The organism is Filimonas zeae, assembly GCF_014641615.1.
GTDB lineage: Bacteria > Bacteroidota > Bacteroidia > Chitinophagales > Chitinophagaceae > Filimonas > Filimonas zeae.
The window spans coordinates 691,455-709,471 of the sequence record NZ_BMIB01000001.1 but is presented as its reverse complement, the minus strand read 5'-3'; the positions used below and the strand labels follow the sequence as shown (position 1 = coordinate 709,471).

Here is an 18,017-nt window from a genome sequence, read left to right as displayed (position 1 = left end):
AAAATAATTGGCGGACTGTAACGAATTCCTATATTTGCAGCCCGTTAAGGGAGCATAGCTCAGCTGGTTTAGAGCATCTGCCTTACAAGCAGAGGGTCCGCGGTTCGATCCCGTGTGCTCCCACAGAAAAAGCCTCACAGAAATGTGAGGCTTTTTTTCTTTTTAGCAAGCCGTGCGCTTTTACAACATCAGATAATCGTTTTCCGGCTGCTGAGTAAATTATCAGGATCTTTACTATAAGTCTCCTTTATTTCTTTAAGCCTGTCATAGCTTTCCTGAAAATAAACGCACGTTGGAATACTATCATCTTTAAAACTGATGAAAGCACCATAAGTGCCAGGTATCTCATAATTCCTGCACACCTCCAGCCAATCTATAGCACGGTTTACATAAGGCTGTACCTGGGGCTTCTTCTCTCCATCATCCCACCAAGCCTGGTACTGCACGGTATAATAACATTTCTTATATGCAAATGAACTTCCCTGCGGAAACTGATTGGCAGCAAAGTCATAATCTCTGTAATACGCACCGGTAATGGCACCAAGTGTAAAATAAGTATTCATTCCCTGTAAGACACCTTCGGTATTCAGCAGATCAGATTCAAGGCTTTCTATCAATTTGTTTCTCCGTTGCGCTGCCACCTCTTTATCATCTGTTACTATAGCAAGCCTTGATGTTATTTTATGCGGTGCAGGCTTGTCCATCTCAGGAGGAATAGCCTGAAAATGCGGAGGCAAAGCAGCAGTATCATATATACTTTCCAACAGCGGATGTTTATTCTGTTCAGTATCCCATTTTGCCACCCGGTCCCAGGCCGCAAAAGTGCTCCATTGCCGCCTTTGGTTATCAGCAACCGCAGTTAGCTTACCTGATGAACTGGTAACGTTGTTTGACAATACAGCTGCAATACTGTCTTCAAATGTAATCTGGTACTGACCAAATTCATTCTCCGGAAACCATTCTGTCTGAATAATTGCTCTCAGATTATCTTCAAAATCCTGCTGGTTCTTAAACTCACTTTTGCTGCCCATGTAATAGCCATAGAAGTAACAGTCATGTATAGATTTCTCTACCGGGCTGGTATCCTGCGCATCTTTAAATTTAGCAACCACCTTAAGATTGGTGCCCAGTAAGTCTGCATTTTCATTATAACTGATAAGCGCTTCCCAACGCTCCAGAATATTAACAGCAGGTGGTATAGGATAACTCAATGCCTGCTCCCAGGCAACCGTAAACTTAGTAGTATAATCAGGCAGGGTGAATGTTTTATAAATAAGTTCTGTTACAATGCCATAACTCATACCTCCGCCACCACGCAATGCCCACAAAAGCCTGCGCCCTTCCTCATCCAGGTCCGGTACCGGTTTCCCTTCATATTCAGGAATAAGTTTGTTATCTATTAATGTGCGGTACGAACCATCGCCCAATACAATTGTAGCACCAGCCAGGCTTTCGCACCCCATACCTTTCTGGCGGGTCCAGGGCCCCCATCCCCCACCAAAAGTAAATCCGGCAATACGTACCGAATAGCAGGTGCCATGCGGCAATCCCACATTCTTTTCGTTCATTTGTTTAATCAGATCAATAAACATAATGCCAGGCTGAATAGTAGCGTAATTCTTTTCAGCTACAATATCAACAGTTGTCATTTCCGACAAGTCTATTACAATGGCATCAGTGGCAGAACATTCGCCCTCATGATCGTGACCGCCGGAACGTACTCTTAAAGGCCCCTTATATCCGTTTGTTCTGATGCAGGTAATAACCTCAGAAACCTGCAGGGTGTTGGTGCAAAATATAATTGCGGCGGGCCGCAGTTGGAAATAAGTATTAAAAATCTGTCGTTTTTTGTTATACACCTCACTGGTTAAAGGCGCATCAATCAATATTTCGGGCATATTGCCCTTAGAGAAACAGTGTTTCAACTTATCAATAATGTCAGGCAGCGTTATTTGCATTAGTTATGGGTTTTAATTATGATGAAATATGGATGAAATGCCGGTACTATTTGTATGCTACTGCCTTACAACCCTGTTTTGCAGGATAGTGAAGCCCCCAGCTGCACAGTAAAGTCTGGCTGCAACACAATATTCTTACCGGCATGTATTACCACATTCTGATTACCGGTAAGTGTTTTGCCAGCTACAGATACTTTACCCGCTGTGCGATAGAGGTATTCACTTATAAAACCAGCACCATTGTTAAAGGGAATAGTAATATCCTCATTAACAGACAAGGCCGAAGGACGGAAGGTGTATACATAGTTATCATTGCCAGCCACTAAACAACCGTCAGGTACCATCAGCAGGCGGTTGCCGGTGAGGTTTCCATTAGCATCTGCAAAGGGTAGCGCAAAAGCAGCAGCACCTCCTGCGTTAATCATCGTAAGGCTTTGCTTTCCCTGTTCTGTATTTAAAGCATACACATTATCACCGGCATCCGCCACCAATGCACTTGCTGCATTCAGGCCCGTAACCGCAGAGGTATATAGCCTGGCGCCATTCTGTAAAGCATAGGCTTCCAGTTGGCCATTGTTAATAATAAATACCTTGTCTGTTCCTATAACAGGTTGCGAAATAACTTCGCCGGCAGCTTGCACTGTTTGTAAAATATTACCATTACCGGCATCTATAATAAAAAATCTGTTCCCTTTGGTTAAGCCATTGGTAACACAAAGGCGGCCATTTTTTACTGAGGGCACAGGTATATGTGTATCAAATGTGTTCTGTAATACGGTCTCCCATTTCTTTACCCCGTCAACACTGTTTAAAGCAACCACCTTACCTGCTAATCCATCATATACATAAACAACATTTTCTGCCTCATTCAACGCAACAGTTCCAAACTTATTAACAGAGGTAGCGTATACCCATTTCAGTTTACATTCCGGCTGCGGGGTATAGGCATAAATACCTTTGTCTGTAGACAAATAAATACTGCCATCAAACCCTATTACCGGTCTGGCTCTTGTTTGCGCGTTAGCTTCCAGCTGTTTAGAAAAAATAACCTGCAATTTATCCTTGTCTGTTACCGTAAGCGTGCTGCCTTCGTTACCTGTAAGGCAGTAAACATTCCCCTTTCTGTCAGCCACAGGGCCATAGCTTACTTTCCCTGGCTGTTCCGTAGTAGTTTCTCCAACTACCTTACCCTGCTGGTTTATCATCTGAAGCCTGTACATAGGCGAAGCAGGCGCCTGAAAGGCAAACACCAGCTTATCATCGTTCAGCAACGGGTCAGAGTTAATGTAGCCACCATTGCCGGCAGCATAGGCTTTGTGCAAAGCAAAGGCAGTGGCAGCAGCGTTTGATTGCCAAACCGACACACCGGTATGTTGCGCATTATACTTGTATTGCGGCCAGCTGTTCAGCCTTACCTGGTTGGCTGGCATATGATAAGTAATCACCAGTTTAGGCTGCTTACTTTTGTTGTCCGATCGTTCTGTATAATAGCCATAAGTTTCCGTTTGCTGCGCAGCCAGCAGGCAATAATAAGTACCCTTTCTGTTTTTTACCCAGGACGCATCATTGGCAACATCGGGCTGCAGATGTATGTCCTGCCCTATATCTTTTTTCGATACCCGGCTCATGGCAATACTGGAAGAGTCGCCAATTGTAACGGCCTGATTAACCGGAACACCGCCCAGCTCATACAAGCTTACAGCCTGTTCTATAACAGAAGACGTATTTTTTACTTTATTCAGATAAACCGTAAGATCTATTTTATCCACAATAGCACCTTCGGGTATAGCAGACAAACTAAACTGCATAAAAGCAGCGTAGTCATAGCTTACACGCCGCCCACGAACAGAAGAAGAGATAAAAAAGAAATTATCATCACCACAAAATGTCCGCACATCCTCATTAACAGTAGCTTCACCGGGCCGCAACGTTCGCGTAACGGAAGGCAATATCACAACAGTTCTTTCCCCGTTCCAGGTAACAGACTGTGCCGTTCCCCGCAGCGAAAGCAATAGCAGTATCGGTATAATAATTTTCATTACAACTTGTTTATGAATTTCAGAAAATACATGTAACAGGTACATACCGGCTATGGTACCGGACATGAGTAATGCAGGTCAGACACCACAGTAGTATCCTTCGACAAATAAGCAATAAACACCGCCCACACACAACCATTAAATCCAACAGTTACCATAGTAAAATCACGCGCAATGCCAAACGCTGCAGGTAGTTCCGGTTTCTTAACGCGGTCTACCAAATCCCACTTATAGAGGTTATTGCCAATATCCACTCCCAATATCCATCTGCATTGTAGTTGTTTATCATCGCCACTGAAATCATTGGATAATATATAACGGCAGGTGCCGGCAGTATCACCCATGCTATTCTTCTCCGTTCGCACATAACACATAGAGGCAGCTGCCAGCCAGTCTTCACTATAAGCAAGCCAGCCTTTTTTTTCTTCCTTTGCCCGTATCCACTGCCCTTCTTTGTACAACCACACATCATTCAGCGTATCCCCATCATACCGTTTTGCCCCTCCGCTGATCCAGATGCTCCGCTTACCCGTAATATCAGTTTGCACAGTGGCAGAAAACTGGCAACGTTTAGGAAAAGCAGTATTTTCCACCAGAACCTGCGTCCATTTAGCGCCATCAAACCGCCATACATCATTCAGGCCATTACCGTTTTTATCGGCACCACCTATTAACCATATATGGTTATTACCCTGCGCCTCTCCATACACCACGCAGGCATGTGTACTGCGGGGCACCATGGCGTCCGGGGCTGTAATTAAACGGACACTCCCGTTGCTGAGGCTTACAGCAGTAATCGTGTTTTTACAAATACCTATATCCACTTTGCTGCCGCCCACAAAAAACAACTCATCCTCCCCAAAATGCAGGCAGGGACAATGCACCAGCTCAGGTGGTATGTTCAATAACGCCTCACTGATAACACCGGTGGTATTATCTTTCGAACTATAAGTATGGGGTTCCCAGGCAAGGCCGTCACACGACTTCCATATACAAGGCAATGTGTCTGACGTTGCAGGCTGCCCCTCTCTTTTCTGCGCAATGGCCCATAACATATCATCACGCTCATTCAACACCAGGTCCAGCACACGGCTTTGCTCCGTAACATAATAAGCAGGTTCATTACCCGTACCCTTGCTGTCTGTAACCGGCACCTGCCTGCTAAATTTGTCAACCCTGGTCCAGTCTGCAGTTTCAGCCCATGTAACATCAGCAACCGTATAATCCACGGCCTCAGATGCACCATCACGTGCGTGCAGATAAAACGGAGTAACAGGCGTGGTTCCTTTACTGCCTACATATACTTTTCCGGAAAACCGTACAGGCTGCGCTTTATCCTTGTTTTCAAAAAAATGTATACGCCCGCCTGCATTGTTTTTTAACTCGCAGGAAGTGGCATTCATCACTTCATAGGTAACAGTAACCTCACCACTCCCCTGCGTAATAGACGGGTTAATACGTAAACTTTTAATCTCCGGCTTTTTCTCTGCTACCTGTATAGTATTAAAACGATAATCATCCGGGTAATTACCAATTACCGCCTGGGTAACCCCCTTCAGTTTAAACGTAATGGGGGCACTGGCCGGCAGGTGGGTTCCTGCCCGGGCACGCAAATGGGCAATGGTAAATTCAATCCTGTTTTTACTGGTTTTTATATCTGTTTGCGCCCGCAAAGCAAAGCGTATGATACCAACAGACAGGTCAGGGCCAGGCCCCACCTCGCAGTTAGCAGTAATGCCTGTTATAGCAGGGCGCACCGCCGCCCAGTCAATAATACCAGCCAGGCTCAGTATCTCTACCTCTATGTATTTAATCTTTGCTGTATTAAGTGCATTATCACAGGTAATGACAAAGCTTACATCCCCGTTCGTATCAGAAAGGGTATTATCTATTGTTATTAAACTGAATGTATCCATACTGTATAGCTGTATTGGCAGTTATTGTTGATTATTGTCAATGGCAGGTTGCAACGACAAATAGCCCTCCTGTATTACTTGTGTATTGAAAGAACTGATTCGTGGCTGAGCCTGACTGTCTAACGCTGTCTGGCGCCATCCTCCTGATGTGGTTTGCTGCTTCAGCACCCATTGCCGGCCCGGCTCTGCACCCACCGGCAAAAAGGGTGCTGCCACAGTACTCAAAAACGGAGCTGCCAGCATGTCCAGCTGCATGTGCTTTAATCCCTGCCCCGTATGCACTGTGGGTAAATCAATAAACTTAGATGGCAGCATACCTGCATCCACCTGCACACCACCCCTGGGGTCCATCAGAATAACCACTTCTTCCTTCTGCCCACCTGCATTCAGAGATAATTGTATATCACCGCTGGTAAAATAATCACCGTCGGGCAGGGGCATACCATAGGAAATATGCATTTTAGTAAAGTCTTCATTTTTCCTGCTTATAAAGTAGCCAATCAGGCCATCTTTATTATTTCGCACATCTCCCAGCACTACCGGAAAAGACAGTTGCGCCAAACCAGGTGGCGATGCCAGTACGGCACCGGTAACAGTATGATCGTTATGCTGCGGCTGGGCAGGCATGCCCTGTAACTCTAATTGTAACGATGCGCGCACCAGCGCAAGCGGTTGCCCCATCAACCCTGCTACTCCGGATACCTGATGCCCACCGGAAGCGGAAAGGTAAAGTGCTGTGTTATTACATAACTCAAACAACGATTGCAGCGCATCACCACCTGCTGGTTGTTCATTCCTGTTACGCAGGTTCAGCAAGCCCTTCACAAACCTGAGCAGATAGTTATTGCTGATGGCTTGTTCAGGCAACAGTTCCTCTGCCACACCAGGGGGCATAGTCCATTGCAGCTGAACTCCGCTGCCAATGACAATCATTTTCAACGAACCGCATTTTTTACCATCTGCTTCATATACATCAAGTGACTGATCAAGCGCATCAGGCAACAACCAGCCACATACAGGATTAGTAGCCGGATCATTACTGCTTTCTACCGGAAGCGCCTGCGCTGCCGCACACCATCTGAACAACAAACGTGCAGGCTGCACCAGACGTGGCGGCAATGTTACCTGTACCGCAACATCCGGCTGACTCAAACTTTCCGAAACATGCAACAGTCCGTTATTAGTAACAACACCATTATCTATTACTTTCTTCACCTGTCCGAAGGTATCCGTCATCCAAAGCCGGGTAAATTGTAAATGCCCGGCCCTTACCGGGAAAAAGTTAGGGACACGTTCTGTAAGCCCGGCTACGTCAGGCAGAAAACCTGCGTCTGCGGTAATATAATTGTTCCAGGTATTATCAGGTAACAGCTTCGTTGTATCCTCACCGGGTTTCTTAAATAACGGCAACTGTATATCCTGCCTGCGCATAAGCAAAGCATCTGCAAAAGAACCCAGTGCCTGTGAAAGATGTTCTCCCACTACCACATCATCCGGCAGTTTTTGCGCCAGCATACCATTCACCATATCTGTAAGCAGCACTTTTCCTGAATACGCTATTGAACCGGCTGTATCAGGCGCAGAACCTTTGTAACGGTATTGCTTATCTTTCCACAACCAGTCCGCTGCTTTATACTGCCATTGCCCGTTTTCTATTGTATAAGAGGGAATAAAATTCGCATACCATATCATATACAAAGGCGTCCATGGATGTTGCCAGCCCTGAATACCCCGCTGCTGCAACAATCTACGCAAAGTGTCATGACTTCCGCACTGTATAACTGTACCATCGCCTGTTACCAGCCCCTTACATTTATCAGCAGGGCTAACTTCCATCAACTGCAGCATAGCCTTAAGATAAACCGACAACTGCTTTATCAGGGGCCTGTTACCACTCTGCTCCTGATAGTACTGCTGCGCCCATATTACTGACCAGGCAGGATCTGCCAATATCGCTTCTTTGTACAACTGCCCAATCAGGCCGGCGTTGCGGGCAAGCGATCCCAACTGCTTTAGCTCAGGCGCAAAGGCACCACTCTGTATAGTGGTATCCTGTACTTTGTCGCCATCGTTCAATACCATGCCGGTTACAATGTCACGCGGCAGGCGGCAGGTAAGCACATCACTACCATCAGAATTTTTATACCTGGCAGAAGCTGTTACCCCCGGCCCTGAAAACAAAACGGCCACATCATTGGCCTGCCAGTAGCGTGGCATCTTTTTCTCCAGCAATTCAAACAACGCCGGTTTATTGTCTGCTTTTATAAAAGCAGGCATTTGGTTAATAGTAGTTTTTAACGAAGCTATACTTGCCTCCTGTTCTATTATTACCGCATTTATGCCATCTATTTCATTCTTTAACTGCCCACGGTTAGCAGTAAGCTTTGTAAGCAGTAGCGCATCGCCTGCTGCATCAGCCATAATTATTTTATCACATAAAGCCCTGAATTCAAGCATAAGCGACCTTCTATATCCCCGCTGCCTGTCGGCCGCCTGTTGGGCTTCATTGATTCTTTGAAAAGCAACGGAAAGGGCGGGATTTGCAGTAGCATCGGGAAAGCTTTGCAGCGGCATTTCCTTTTCTGTTGCTGCTGTTGTTTCTTTCTCCACCTGCTTTATCTCCCATAGGCTTCCGCCATCAAAAGATGTGTAAGCATTGTTATCAACCAGGGTATCAAGTGTGGCATTATCCACGGTATCTTTCAGGGCATCATAAAAATAGCCGGTCAGCATTTTTTCGGCAGCACCGGTTTGCCTTGACAGTTGCGCCGCTTTTGCTTCTATGGAAGTCATACCCACACCTGTATTAACCGGGGCGCTTTTTACCGGCAGCAGGTAACGTTCTGCGGGGCTCCACCGCACACTATGTATATAACCATGGCATAGTATAGAATCAGGAAAGCTTTCTGTATCCGCCATTCCTGGTATCTGCCATTTCTTTCTGATATTACTGATAAGGTCGGCATCGCCGTTGCTTAGCGGCTCAATAGCAGCATCAGAATACCACCCGGTTACCAGGTAAGAAAACACGGTATCCTTATCCGCTACACCACTCACATCATCCCACAAACCAAACACATTCCGGCAATGCTCGTAAATAGCTGCAAAGGCTGCATTACCCGGCGCCATAGCGGTTAAAGGAGTGTGGCTACGGGGTGCTTCCTCCGTCCAGCTACCCAGCTCTGTTGCCTTTCCTATACTATGCGGGGCAGAAAAACTACCGTCAGGCAACTGCAAGGCCCACCCGCTCTTATCAGATTCATATTCCCCTATATAATCGCTTTCCAGCAACCATTTTTTTAAAACAGGCTTACCGCCTTCTATATGTGTTCTTATTACCAGCCAGCGGTTAGGCACCGCAGGAAATAAGGCTTTATTTTCTTTTTGTATACCATTGGTAAGCGCAGCCGGTAAAGCCCAGTGCAGATGAATGCCTTTTTCGCAAAACCCACCTTTGTAAAGCTCTTTCAGGTCACCCGGCTCCAAAAAAGAACCCAGCCGCACAGCCAGCCCTTCGTAATCTATACGATAACTTTTCCAGTTTAAAGCATCATCTTCCGCGGTAGCCTTATCTACCACAAGTGCCTCTATTTTAACAGGTACAATTACTTTCTCACTCATAGCAAGCCAGATTTATATCAGCGATGATTCTTTTTTCCAGTGGTCAGAAATGTTTAGCTTATATATAACCGGGTTCTCCAGCATCTGAAAAGCAAACGAGGCAGCAGCAGTTACCGGCATACCCGCCTTTGCCATAGCTGCGGCCGCATTAGCCAGGCCCAGCACCCCATCTGTAACGTTCAGTTCAACAGCAGTTGTTCCTATATCCCCTTCTTTATTCCTCAGGGTTTTCTGCCAGCTTTTTCCATTGTTCTCTATCCCAAAATGAATACCTTCCGGTGGTTGTATAAACATTATCTGCTGTACCTTACCGGCAAACACACATAACTGAATATCTTCTGCCAGGCGCTCTATACGCAACGGATACTTCATCCAGTTATCTGTTTCATCTCTCGCAAATACTTTAATCCCCTTCCAGCCCGATATTAATTGCGACCGCAGAAAGAACCCGGTAATATGCCCGCTGATCTTGTCAGGTAAAGGCACGCGTTCCCCTTCTCCTGATGGAATAAAAGCAGCATTCTTTTTATAGTCCTGCAGTTCTGCAGGCAAAAACTTCCCGTCTTTCAGTGTATTCAGCAGGGCAACTGAATCTTCATGCGCTACAATGCTTAACGCACCACCCAGCAAGGCTTCTATCCAGTCATAATCTATATAAAAAGTACCCAGCGCTTCCCTGGCAGTAGTATTCCCTTCGCGCCTTATCAGGTAATCTTCATGCGGAATAAGATAGTTAACAGGCACCCCTTCCAGCAGAAACAACCTGCCCAGCCAGCCTGTAACAGCAGCGGGAATATCCGGTACAATATCCGCCCTTCCTGCAACTTCATCCAGTTGCTCCAGCGTATCCGCAGCTTTGTTTGAAAAAGGGAGGGGAGTAATATCAAAACCACTTTCCATATTGTAGCGCTTAGCCAGAAAACCTTTCATAGTTTCTTCCAGGGTATCGTTTCCGGCTATAGCAATACCCAAACCAGCCGGCAACATGCCGGAGGCCTGTTGCTTTGCAGCCACGCCCGCCACCTTTCTTTTGCCCTGTAACTTCCATTGATACAATGCGGTGCTGAAGGTTTTATCTTTCAACGCCAGCAAACGGCCCAGTTGCCAGGCAGCCGCATAGGATACATCTGCCAGCCCTGTAGCAGCATCAAAGCGCAATGCAGCATCTGCCGTTTTATAAATAGTAGTGGCAGCACTGGCTGGTAAAAAATTGGGGTTAAAGGGCCCTCTGTACCAGGAGTACGTATGGGCGCCATTACGTGTAATATGCGGCAATAACGCATAACCATAATCATAGGCTTTTTTGAGGCTTTCATCCGTTTTTTCCGGATAATTCATTTTGAACGGACTTACATGTAATCCTTCACAGCACTCCCTGAAGTTATTGCCTGGTGCAATAGTAAAACTCCATGATTGCAATACAACCAAACGCACTTTCCCCTTCCCCTTATCTTCAATATATTTTTCTGGCTTTTTAAAAAAACCGTGATACCCCTCCAACGATACCAGGAATACAGAATTCCTTACCCCATCCGCTCCGCTGTCCGGCCTTACCGGCAACCTGTTACCTATTAAAGTGGCAAAGTATCCGTTATCAGCAATGGCCGCACTTTCCTTACCTGCATCCACTGCCGTTTTTCTTACATGCGCCAGGTAAGGCAAATCAGCTTTTGCAGGCACTACTTTTTTAAACAACCCAAGCGGTATATCTATAACATCATACTCATTATTTATATCTTCCCAGGGGGCTAATTCCGGCCCCTGCCCTTTTATTCCTGCTGCGTTCAGCTCCGGCACAAAAACATCCGTTCCCGGGTCTTTCAGGCTTTTCCTGCCTGGCACCACCGCATCAGCTGCATTACCGTTACCACTCATTTCTACTTCACTAAACAGCAAAAGCGCCATCCAGGGGGCGTGCCCAAAAGCCGCTCCCGGCTCAACAGAGGCATTATCCAGTTTAAACGCTGTAATGCTATGCAAAGCACCATCAATCGTACGCTCCCAGGGCAGTGTACGCCGGTTAAATACAATCTGAGGCAAAGTGGCTTCAAAATATCCGCTTGCATCTTTAGGCGGGTACATGGTGTACACCGCAGCATCTTCCAGGGTAAAGCGTGGTGCACCTACCCATACATTCTTAACAGCTTTCCCAAATCCTGCTTTATCGGCCCCCTCAGCTTCTACATTCAAATCAGCAGTTATAGAATATTCTCCCGCCATCAGCTGTGGCAGGCATTCATCAATAAACACCAGCTGTTCCGGGTGCTGTAATATTTTCTGGTCAGTGGCCATTGTCCGCCTTTCCTTTTTTTGCTGTTTCGTTTTTATACTGGGGCAAACCACCCAATTGCACAATAACGGGTTCAGCCCCCAACGCATCTACCCATTTATATACATCCCCCGCTTCAGCAGCGTAACTCACTCCCTGCACCTGCAAAGCCGCTTTAATTATTGCCTGCCGGGCAGCTGTAGTAGCATCGTTCTTCAGCGCATTAGTAACAATCGTTTTTAACGGTATGCTGTAAGCGGTATTATCCGGCCCTGTTAAAGCAGGCGTATAAGCCCAGCTTAACAATTTACCAACCACCACAAACCTCCCGTTCAAATCAAACTGCTGCGCCTTCTCCGGCACGGGTGCTTCCCTGGCAGCAATAGCTACCCCTTTCAAAGCATCTTTCAGTACATGCACTTCATCAGGCTTGCTATTATCCCCCTTAGCCTGCTCACTGCTCCATAACGACTCAGGCACTCCCGATGCGTAGCTGGAATATTCCGGAGTAAACGCGCCACCTGGTTGCTGCCCGTTCATCAATACCTCTACCTTAAGCGTTGATGTAAGTGTTGTTTGCTGCATGGGTCGTATGCCCAGCTTCTGGTTACGACTGCCGTACAACGAGGGTCCGTTACCTGTCTGCATCACGGCATCTTTCTGCATTTCTGTAAAACCACCAGCACCATCAGGCAGTTGCACAGTGGTTACCGGCATAGGTGCGTCTACATTTATTTTCAGCTGGTGCGGGTTTACCAGCAGATACTTTTGTTTGGTTCCATTGGCATCAACGGTATATTCATTAATAACACCCGCACTTACAATAATTTCAGGCGTTACCTGGTTAACGGCATTAACGGGAATAAACTGTTCCCGGAAAGCACTCCAGCTCAGCTTCTTCTTTTCCTCTTTCCTTGCATTACCCAACGGTATGGTAAACGAAAAAATGTTCCAGTTAACATGCGCCTCTCCTGCAAAAGAGGGCCCCCATATATAAAGTACAGCCCCCATTTCCAGTTTGAAATGAACGCTTATAGCCATCACTTTTATGTTCGCCTCTATGTTTACCCTTATACCAATTTCAGCTGCATACTCAAAAGGTGCCCAGGCAATATACAGGTCAACCCACGCTACCACGCTGGCCTTTAAAAAGCTAAGGCTAAAAGTTACTTCCAGCCGGCCACCTGCCATAATGCTACCGGGTGTTAAAGCATAATACAGTCCGCCTTTTATTTCTACTTCGTCAGATATTTTCCAGTTCAACCCCAGCCTGTCCACTTCAGGATAATGTGATGGCCTGCTGAACCTGGGATGATAACCGCCCAGGGTAATTACAAAATCTCCTTCATGTTCCCCTTTTATCCATGCATAAAACGCAAAGCCACCTGTTAACTTACATTTCTTATCCAGCAGGTAAGAGTTGGGTGTAAGCATTGCCTCCACTGCTATTACCTCACTATCAGATCCAAAACTGGCCTTAACAGCCAGTTCTACATAAGCTATCGTTATTTTTTTAGAAGGCCAGGCCAGAACAGATAAACCCAGCAATGCAAACTCTGTGCGGGTACCAAACTGTACCAGCATCAGCAGAAACGAATCAATAATATTGAAAGAAGTAAATCTGATACCTGCCGCCAGCCAGTAATCACCAGGCGAAGCAGGCACCCATTGCTGACTCACCAGATCGCCCAATATATTATTCAGTGATTTATCGGGGTTGGGATTCATCGCCATAGCTACCAGGGGAAAAGTATTCACCTCTCTTATAGATGGCACTTTAACCTTTCTGTTAAAACCAAAGCCCGCTGCAATGCCAGTAACAAAGAAAAAAGCCGGCCCACCAATAGCACCCGCATACATGGCGTAAATAAACATAGAGATGGAGCCATCTGGCCCGGGCTTTACCAGCCTGCTGTAAGCCCCCATACCACTTACACTAAAACCCGCCAGCGATAGCTGAGCCGCACCATAATAAGCATACTGCTCTACCCCATCCTGCGGTGTAGCTCTTATAAACATACCGCTGATGCGTAAGGGATCTCTGGTATAAGACAAACCAATACCATCTATATAAAACTCAGGCATAGCGGGCGGAAACTTCCACTCCAGCTTAAAACCCAGCCCCAACCCCGCCAGTTGCATACCCATGCCCGCCATAAGCACCGAGGCATCCAGCAGCACTACCACCTTACCTGCATTATATAAAAAGCCCAGTCGCTTAATCGTTACCGGGCCTATCTTTTTATCAACTTTCATCCACTTAGCCTTCGATGCCACTTCTCCGGCAAGCGTATTAACAACAGGCCTCTTATTAGCCTCCTCCCCTGTTGTTTTCTTTTCCGGCACACTCTTTTTGCGCATGCCTCCATTCAGCACATAATAGTCTTCTTCACCATCAATCATCAACTGTGCAGAAATATTAAAACCAGCACTTACAGCAACGGCCGGCAACCCATCAAACTGCTTCAGTTCACCGGCAGTAAAGTTGCCATTGGTATACAAAGCAAGCACTTCTTTAAAAGCAAACGCATCCTTTTCATTCAACAGTTCGCCAACCAATGGCAAATCAGTAACAGCAAGGCTAAGCCCTGCCCCCAGGCCTGCCATCAAAGCAGTACTGCCGTCTTTCTTTTTCCTGTATAACAAAAAGGCTTTAAAAGCATCCAGTGTAAGTGAAGCGTCAGGAATGGCATCTGCATCGTCAAAAAAGGCGCCGGTAATATCTTTCAGGTTAACCGTTACGGCTCCTTTGCTTTTATACAAAGCGTACAGATACCAGTCTGCCCCAACTTTTGCAAATACCGCACTAAACCTATGACTACCTGTGCGTAAGGTGGCTACAAAAGTAAACGCCCCCAGCTGCCCTCTTGCTTTATTATAGCCAGCCACAATAGTAGCCTCAATGTTCTTTCCGTTTATGTTTAGCAGGCTGTCAAACTCAATATCAAACTCATTGGTGTTTTCAGCTGATCCATATTGAATACTGAACCTTTGAATAGCAGGAAGGTTTTGCAGAAACTCAGGCAACGCTGCCTGTTTACCACCCCCCAAAGCTTCAATAAGTGCGGGCAGGCTGATGCCCTCCTCATTTTTTGCCTGCAACGTGGCATACACATATTTGTTAGCACCATTTACCCTTAAGCCTAATGATATCTCAAACTCAACCGCATTGGTATTACCAATACGTGTTGAGCCTGATATATCCAGCAAAAATGGTTTTGATTCAGACATATGGCGCAATACCTGTTTACTGTATAATTTTCTGATGATTATTCCGCCGGTTCAGCAGCAGGCAATGCTTTAGGCTTTTCCTTTACCTCAGCAGTTGCTGCCATATTGGTAACCCTGAAACCTGCTTTCTTAATAGTAAAATTGCCAAACGTAATTTCACTACCCGCTTTTGATTCTACCCAGAAATCGAAAGTATTCTGAGTAATATTGTAGTAGAAGTTTTTAAATACAATAACAAAGTCCTCAGGTTTTTTAACACCACCGTTGCCATCTTCTATTTTAGGCAATTCCGGCTTGCTGGTTTTATCCTTAGAGCTTTCCAGAATCCAATCAATCAGCACTTTCAGGTTAATCTCACTCCCTCCCGCTACGCTATCTGTTTTATCGCTGAAATTGATGATAGTATCGCCACTCTTATTGGTATCACTCACCATGTTGCCAATCCTAACCCGCAGTAAAGCTGCTGCCTTATCATCACCCTTAGGGCCAATGGCAAGCTCTCCGGATACCTCAGCACTATACTTAGAAGCATTTTTGAGTCCACTGATGACTATCTTTCCTTCTTTTATAGCAAAACGCCCTCCCACACCACGGGCTATCAGTTTTTCAGTTTCATCCTGCCAGGTCACCTGTATATTATCATTATCCCCGGCAAAATCTGCCCAGGCCGTTGCTGTAAAACCAGCAGCAGTTATCGTATCTGCAAAACCAGCTTGTATGTCAAACTTTGTCAGTTCAGCCGGAGGGGCTTCTTTTTTGGTAGTAAGATTCTTAATTAGTTTAATTGTTGTTGGCATCGCTTTTTATTGAGTGGTTAACAAAAATGTATGGTAAGGAGCATTCCGGCTGCCTAGTATTTAATAATGTAATTCAACGCTATCCACTGAGGGCGGTTTTTGCCACTTGAATTGTTGGTTGTGCCTGCCGGCAACTCAACAGTTACCTCATGAGTATGAGCGCCGGCTTCCTGTGTGGTCTGATTCTCAATTCTATCATACGTATCTATACCATTACGCTTTTCATCAAGCCATCCCGCATCTTTTAAGGATCTGAAATACCATTTGGCAGGAAATTTATGACTATGATTGCCTGCACTGGTAGTAGAAAACGTTTTAGGAGGGATTATTACACTATGCGTATGCACATCAGCACTCCCCCGCTTACCCAGTGAATCATTGGCATCACCAGATACAGCCCCCATCACAAAGCTCCCACGCAAATCAGGAACCCTGAATTTATCTCCGTCACTACCATACATAGTACCAATAATGGTGTAAAGATCTTTTTGATCGCCATTTTTGGCGTAAGAAGCACCATTGCAAAGCAACCATCCGGCCGGCGCCACACTTCCTGCATAAGGCAATATGGTACCCGCTGGCATTACCAATCCCGCCTTATCCATTATACGGCCATTTACTTTTAAATTACCTTCCACTTCCAGCTTTTCTGTCGGCGTTTCTGTACCAATACCAACATTACCATTAGGTTGAATTTTTAAAGCATTGTTTTGGGCGTAAGAGGAAAATGTAATAACACAATACAAACCCACAACACTAAAAAAGCTTATAGCATACTTCATTTGCATTCTATTAAAATTCAATAATTAAACACACCATACCTGGTTACTTAATATTTAATAATATAATTCAAAGCAGCCCACTGAGGGCGATTTTTACCTGTAGAATTACCACTTAAAGTATCAGGAAAAACTACCGTAACCTGGTGGCTATGGCTACCTGCATCCTGTGTGGTGTGCGTTTGAATATTTCCCGAATGAATATCAATACCATTATATTTCCCATCGGCCAGTGATCTGTTATACCAGTTTGACGGAAACTTATGTGAGTGGTTCACTGAATTTGCAGTACCTGCGGTTTTACTCTGTAAACTAACCGTATGGTTATGCAGGTCTGCACTACCGCGTCTGGAAAGCGAATCATTACTATCACCCGGCATTGCCCCCATAATAAACGTTCCTCTTAAATCAGGCACCCTGAACTTATCACCATCGCTACCGTACATAGTACCAATAACAGCAAACAGCGCCTTCTGATCACCTGTTTTTGAATAAGCATTTCCATTGCAAAACACCCAGCCGGGCGGCGGCACGCTTCCACTAAAAGGCAAAATGGCTCCGGCAGGCATTATCAACCCTGTCTGATCCATAATTCCACCATTTACTTTTATATTCCCATCCACCTGCAATTTTTCTTCGGGGGTAGCAGTGCCAATACCTACATTCCCCGTTTGTTGTATATGTATAGCATTATTCTGCGCGGTAAGCCGGGTTAGTACAATTAAAAAGAGGTGAACAATAAGCAGTAGTCTTACAAAATACCTCATTGTTATAGTATTAAGGATAATGAATATGTGCAAGCTTATAATAAAAGAAATGACATCTATAGCTGTGTCTGGCACTGTAAAGAAAGACTATTTGCCAGAATAACAGAATCCCGGTTTTCCGTGATTTTTACAATATCCGTATTGCCGGAGTGGAAGTAAAACGGGTAAGACTAAGAAGCAAGCTAACACCTGCATGCAGCAGCGGCATACAGGATAGCAGCAATTTTTGTAAGGTTATATGATTATAGCCACAGTAACACTGCAATACCCACCAACGCGGGCATCGCCTGCACCCAGAAAATTCTTTTAGCCGCAGTAACTGCACCAAATACACCGGCAATTGCCACACAACTTAAAAAGAACAGGGCAATATGCTGTTGCCACTCAGCATTGCTTATAAATAAAGACCAGATGAGCCCTGCTGCCAGAAAACCATTATACAAACCCTGATTAGCCGCCAGGCCTTTGGTAGGCGTAAACAAATGAGCTGGCAAACTTTTAAAAGTTTTCTTCCCTACAGTTTCCCAGGCAAACATCTCCATCCATAATATATATAGATGTTCCAGGGCAACCAGGCCAATCACTATTTTGGCAAACAAACTAACAGGTTCTGTCATATTATTTAATATCAGGTAAATAA

10 protein-coding genes and 1 tRNA gene are annotated in these 18,017 nt (G+C 45.5%); 1 reads left to right on the top strand and 10 read right to left on the bottom strand.

The genetic code is table 11. The features are described 5' to 3' along the window. Positions 1-48 precede the first annotated feature (48 nt). Positions 49-123: transfer RNA gene (locus IEY13_RS02990), tRNA-Val, on the top strand. Positions 124-188: 65 nt separating this feature from the next. Here the strand turns inward: IEY13_RS02990 and IEY13_RS02985 are convergent. From IEY13_RS02985 to IEY13_RS02940, 10 genes are all read right to left on the bottom strand, one after another. Beyond that, positions 189-1,958, bottom strand: coding sequence for an FAD-dependent oxidoreductase (locus tag IEY13_RS02985; RefSeq protein ID WP_188950470.1), 1,770 nt, complete (start codon positions 1,956-1,958; stop codon positions 189-191). Between the two features lie 65 nt (positions 1,959-2,023). Continuing rightward, the gene (locus IEY13_RS02980) at positions 2,024-3,997 is read right to left on the bottom strand and encodes an outer membrane protein assembly factor BamB family protein (RefSeq protein WP_188950469.1); all 1,974 of its coding nucleotides are present in this window, start codon (positions 3,995-3,997) and stop codon (positions 2,024-2,026) included. A gap of 50 nt (positions 3,998-4,047) precedes the next feature. Next, entirely contained in the window at positions 4,048-5,913 is a 1,866-nt protein-coding gene (locus IEY13_RS02975; protein WP_188950468.1) for a Kelch repeat-containing protein, read from the bottom strand. 21 nt (positions 5,914-5,934) lie between these two features. Beyond that, on the bottom strand, positions 5,935-9,534 hold the full coding sequence (locus IEY13_RS02970) for a hypothetical protein (RefSeq protein ID WP_188950467.1): 3,600 nt from the start codon (positions 9,532-9,534) through the stop codon (positions 5,935-5,937). Between the two features lie 12 nt (positions 9,535-9,546). Further along, positions 9,547-11,826, bottom strand: a complete 2,280-nt coding sequence (locus IEY13_RS02965) for a hypothetical protein (protein ID WP_188950466.1) — start codon at positions 11,824-11,826, stop codon at positions 9,547-9,549. Further along, entirely contained in the window at positions 11,816-15,034 is a 3,219-nt protein-coding gene (locus IEY13_RS02960) for a DUF6603 domain-containing protein (protein ID WP_188950465.1), read from the bottom strand. The genes IEY13_RS02965 and IEY13_RS02960 overlap by 11 nt, the downstream gene beginning before the upstream one ends. Positions 15,035-15,072: 38 nt before the next feature. Beyond that, entirely contained in the window at positions 15,073-15,831 is a 759-nt protein-coding gene (locus IEY13_RS02955; RefSeq protein WP_188950464.1) for a hypothetical protein, read from the bottom strand. A gap of 53 nt (positions 15,832-15,884) precedes the next feature. Further along, positions 15,885-16,613 carry a phage tail protein gene (locus tag IEY13_RS02950; RefSeq protein WP_188950463.1) on the bottom strand — a complete coding sequence of 243 codons (729 nt, stop codon included), beginning with the start codon at positions 16,611-16,613 and terminating at the stop codon, positions 15,885-15,887. Between the two features lie 47 nt (positions 16,614-16,660). After that, positions 16,661-17,377, bottom strand: a complete 717-nt coding sequence (locus tag IEY13_RS02945) for a tail fiber protein (protein WP_188950462.1) — start codon at positions 17,375-17,377, stop codon at positions 16,661-16,663. A gap of 242 nt (positions 17,378-17,619) precedes the next feature. Further along, positions 17,620-17,994 carry a DUF1304 domain-containing protein gene (locus IEY13_RS02940; protein WP_188950461.1) on the bottom strand — a complete coding sequence of 125 codons (375 nt, stop codon included), beginning with the start codon at positions 17,992-17,994 and terminating at the stop codon, positions 17,620-17,622. Between the last annotated feature and the right edge of the window lie 23 nt (positions 17,995-18,017).

What these genes read in the sequence shown, in the direction of transcription:
- IEY13_RS02985 (WP_188950470.1), bottom strand. Translation starts at nt 1,958, where the DNA reads ATGCAAATAACGCTGCCTGACATTATTGATAAGTTGAAACACTGTTTC.
- IEY13_RS02980 (WP_188950469.1), bottom strand. Translation starts at nt 3,997, where the DNA reads ATGAAAATTATTATACCGATACTGCTATTGCTTTCGCTGCGGGGAACG.
- IEY13_RS02975 (WP_188950468.1), bottom strand. Translation starts at nt 5,913, where the DNA reads ATGGATACATTCAGTTTAATAACAATAGATAATACCCTTTCTGATACG.
- IEY13_RS02970 (WP_188950467.1), bottom strand. Translation starts at nt 9,534, where the DNA reads ATGAGTGAGAAAGTAATTGTACCTGTTAAAATAGAGGCACTTGTGGTA.
- IEY13_RS02965 (WP_188950466.1), bottom strand. Translation starts at nt 11,826, where the DNA reads ATGGCCACTGACCAGAAAATATTACAGCACCCGGAACAGCTGGTGTTT.
- IEY13_RS02960 (WP_188950465.1), bottom strand. Translation starts at nt 15,034, where the DNA reads ATGTCTGAATCAAAACCATTTTTGCTGGATATATCAGGCTCAACACGT.
- IEY13_RS02955 (WP_188950464.1), bottom strand. Translation starts at nt 15,831, where the DNA reads ATGCCAACAACAATTAAACTAATTAAGAATCTTACTACCAAAAAAGAA.
- IEY13_RS02950 (WP_188950463.1), bottom strand. Translation starts at nt 16,613, where the DNA reads ATGAAGTATGCTATAAGCTTTTTTAGTGTTGTGGGTTTGTATTGTGTT.
- IEY13_RS02945 (WP_188950462.1), bottom strand. Translation starts at nt 17,377, where the DNA reads ATGAGGTATTTTGTAAGACTACTGCTTATTGTTCACCTCTTTTTAATT.
- IEY13_RS02940 (WP_188950461.1), bottom strand. Translation starts at nt 17,994, where the DNA reads ATGACAGAACCTGTTAGTTTGTTTGCCAAAATAGTGATTGGCCTGGTT.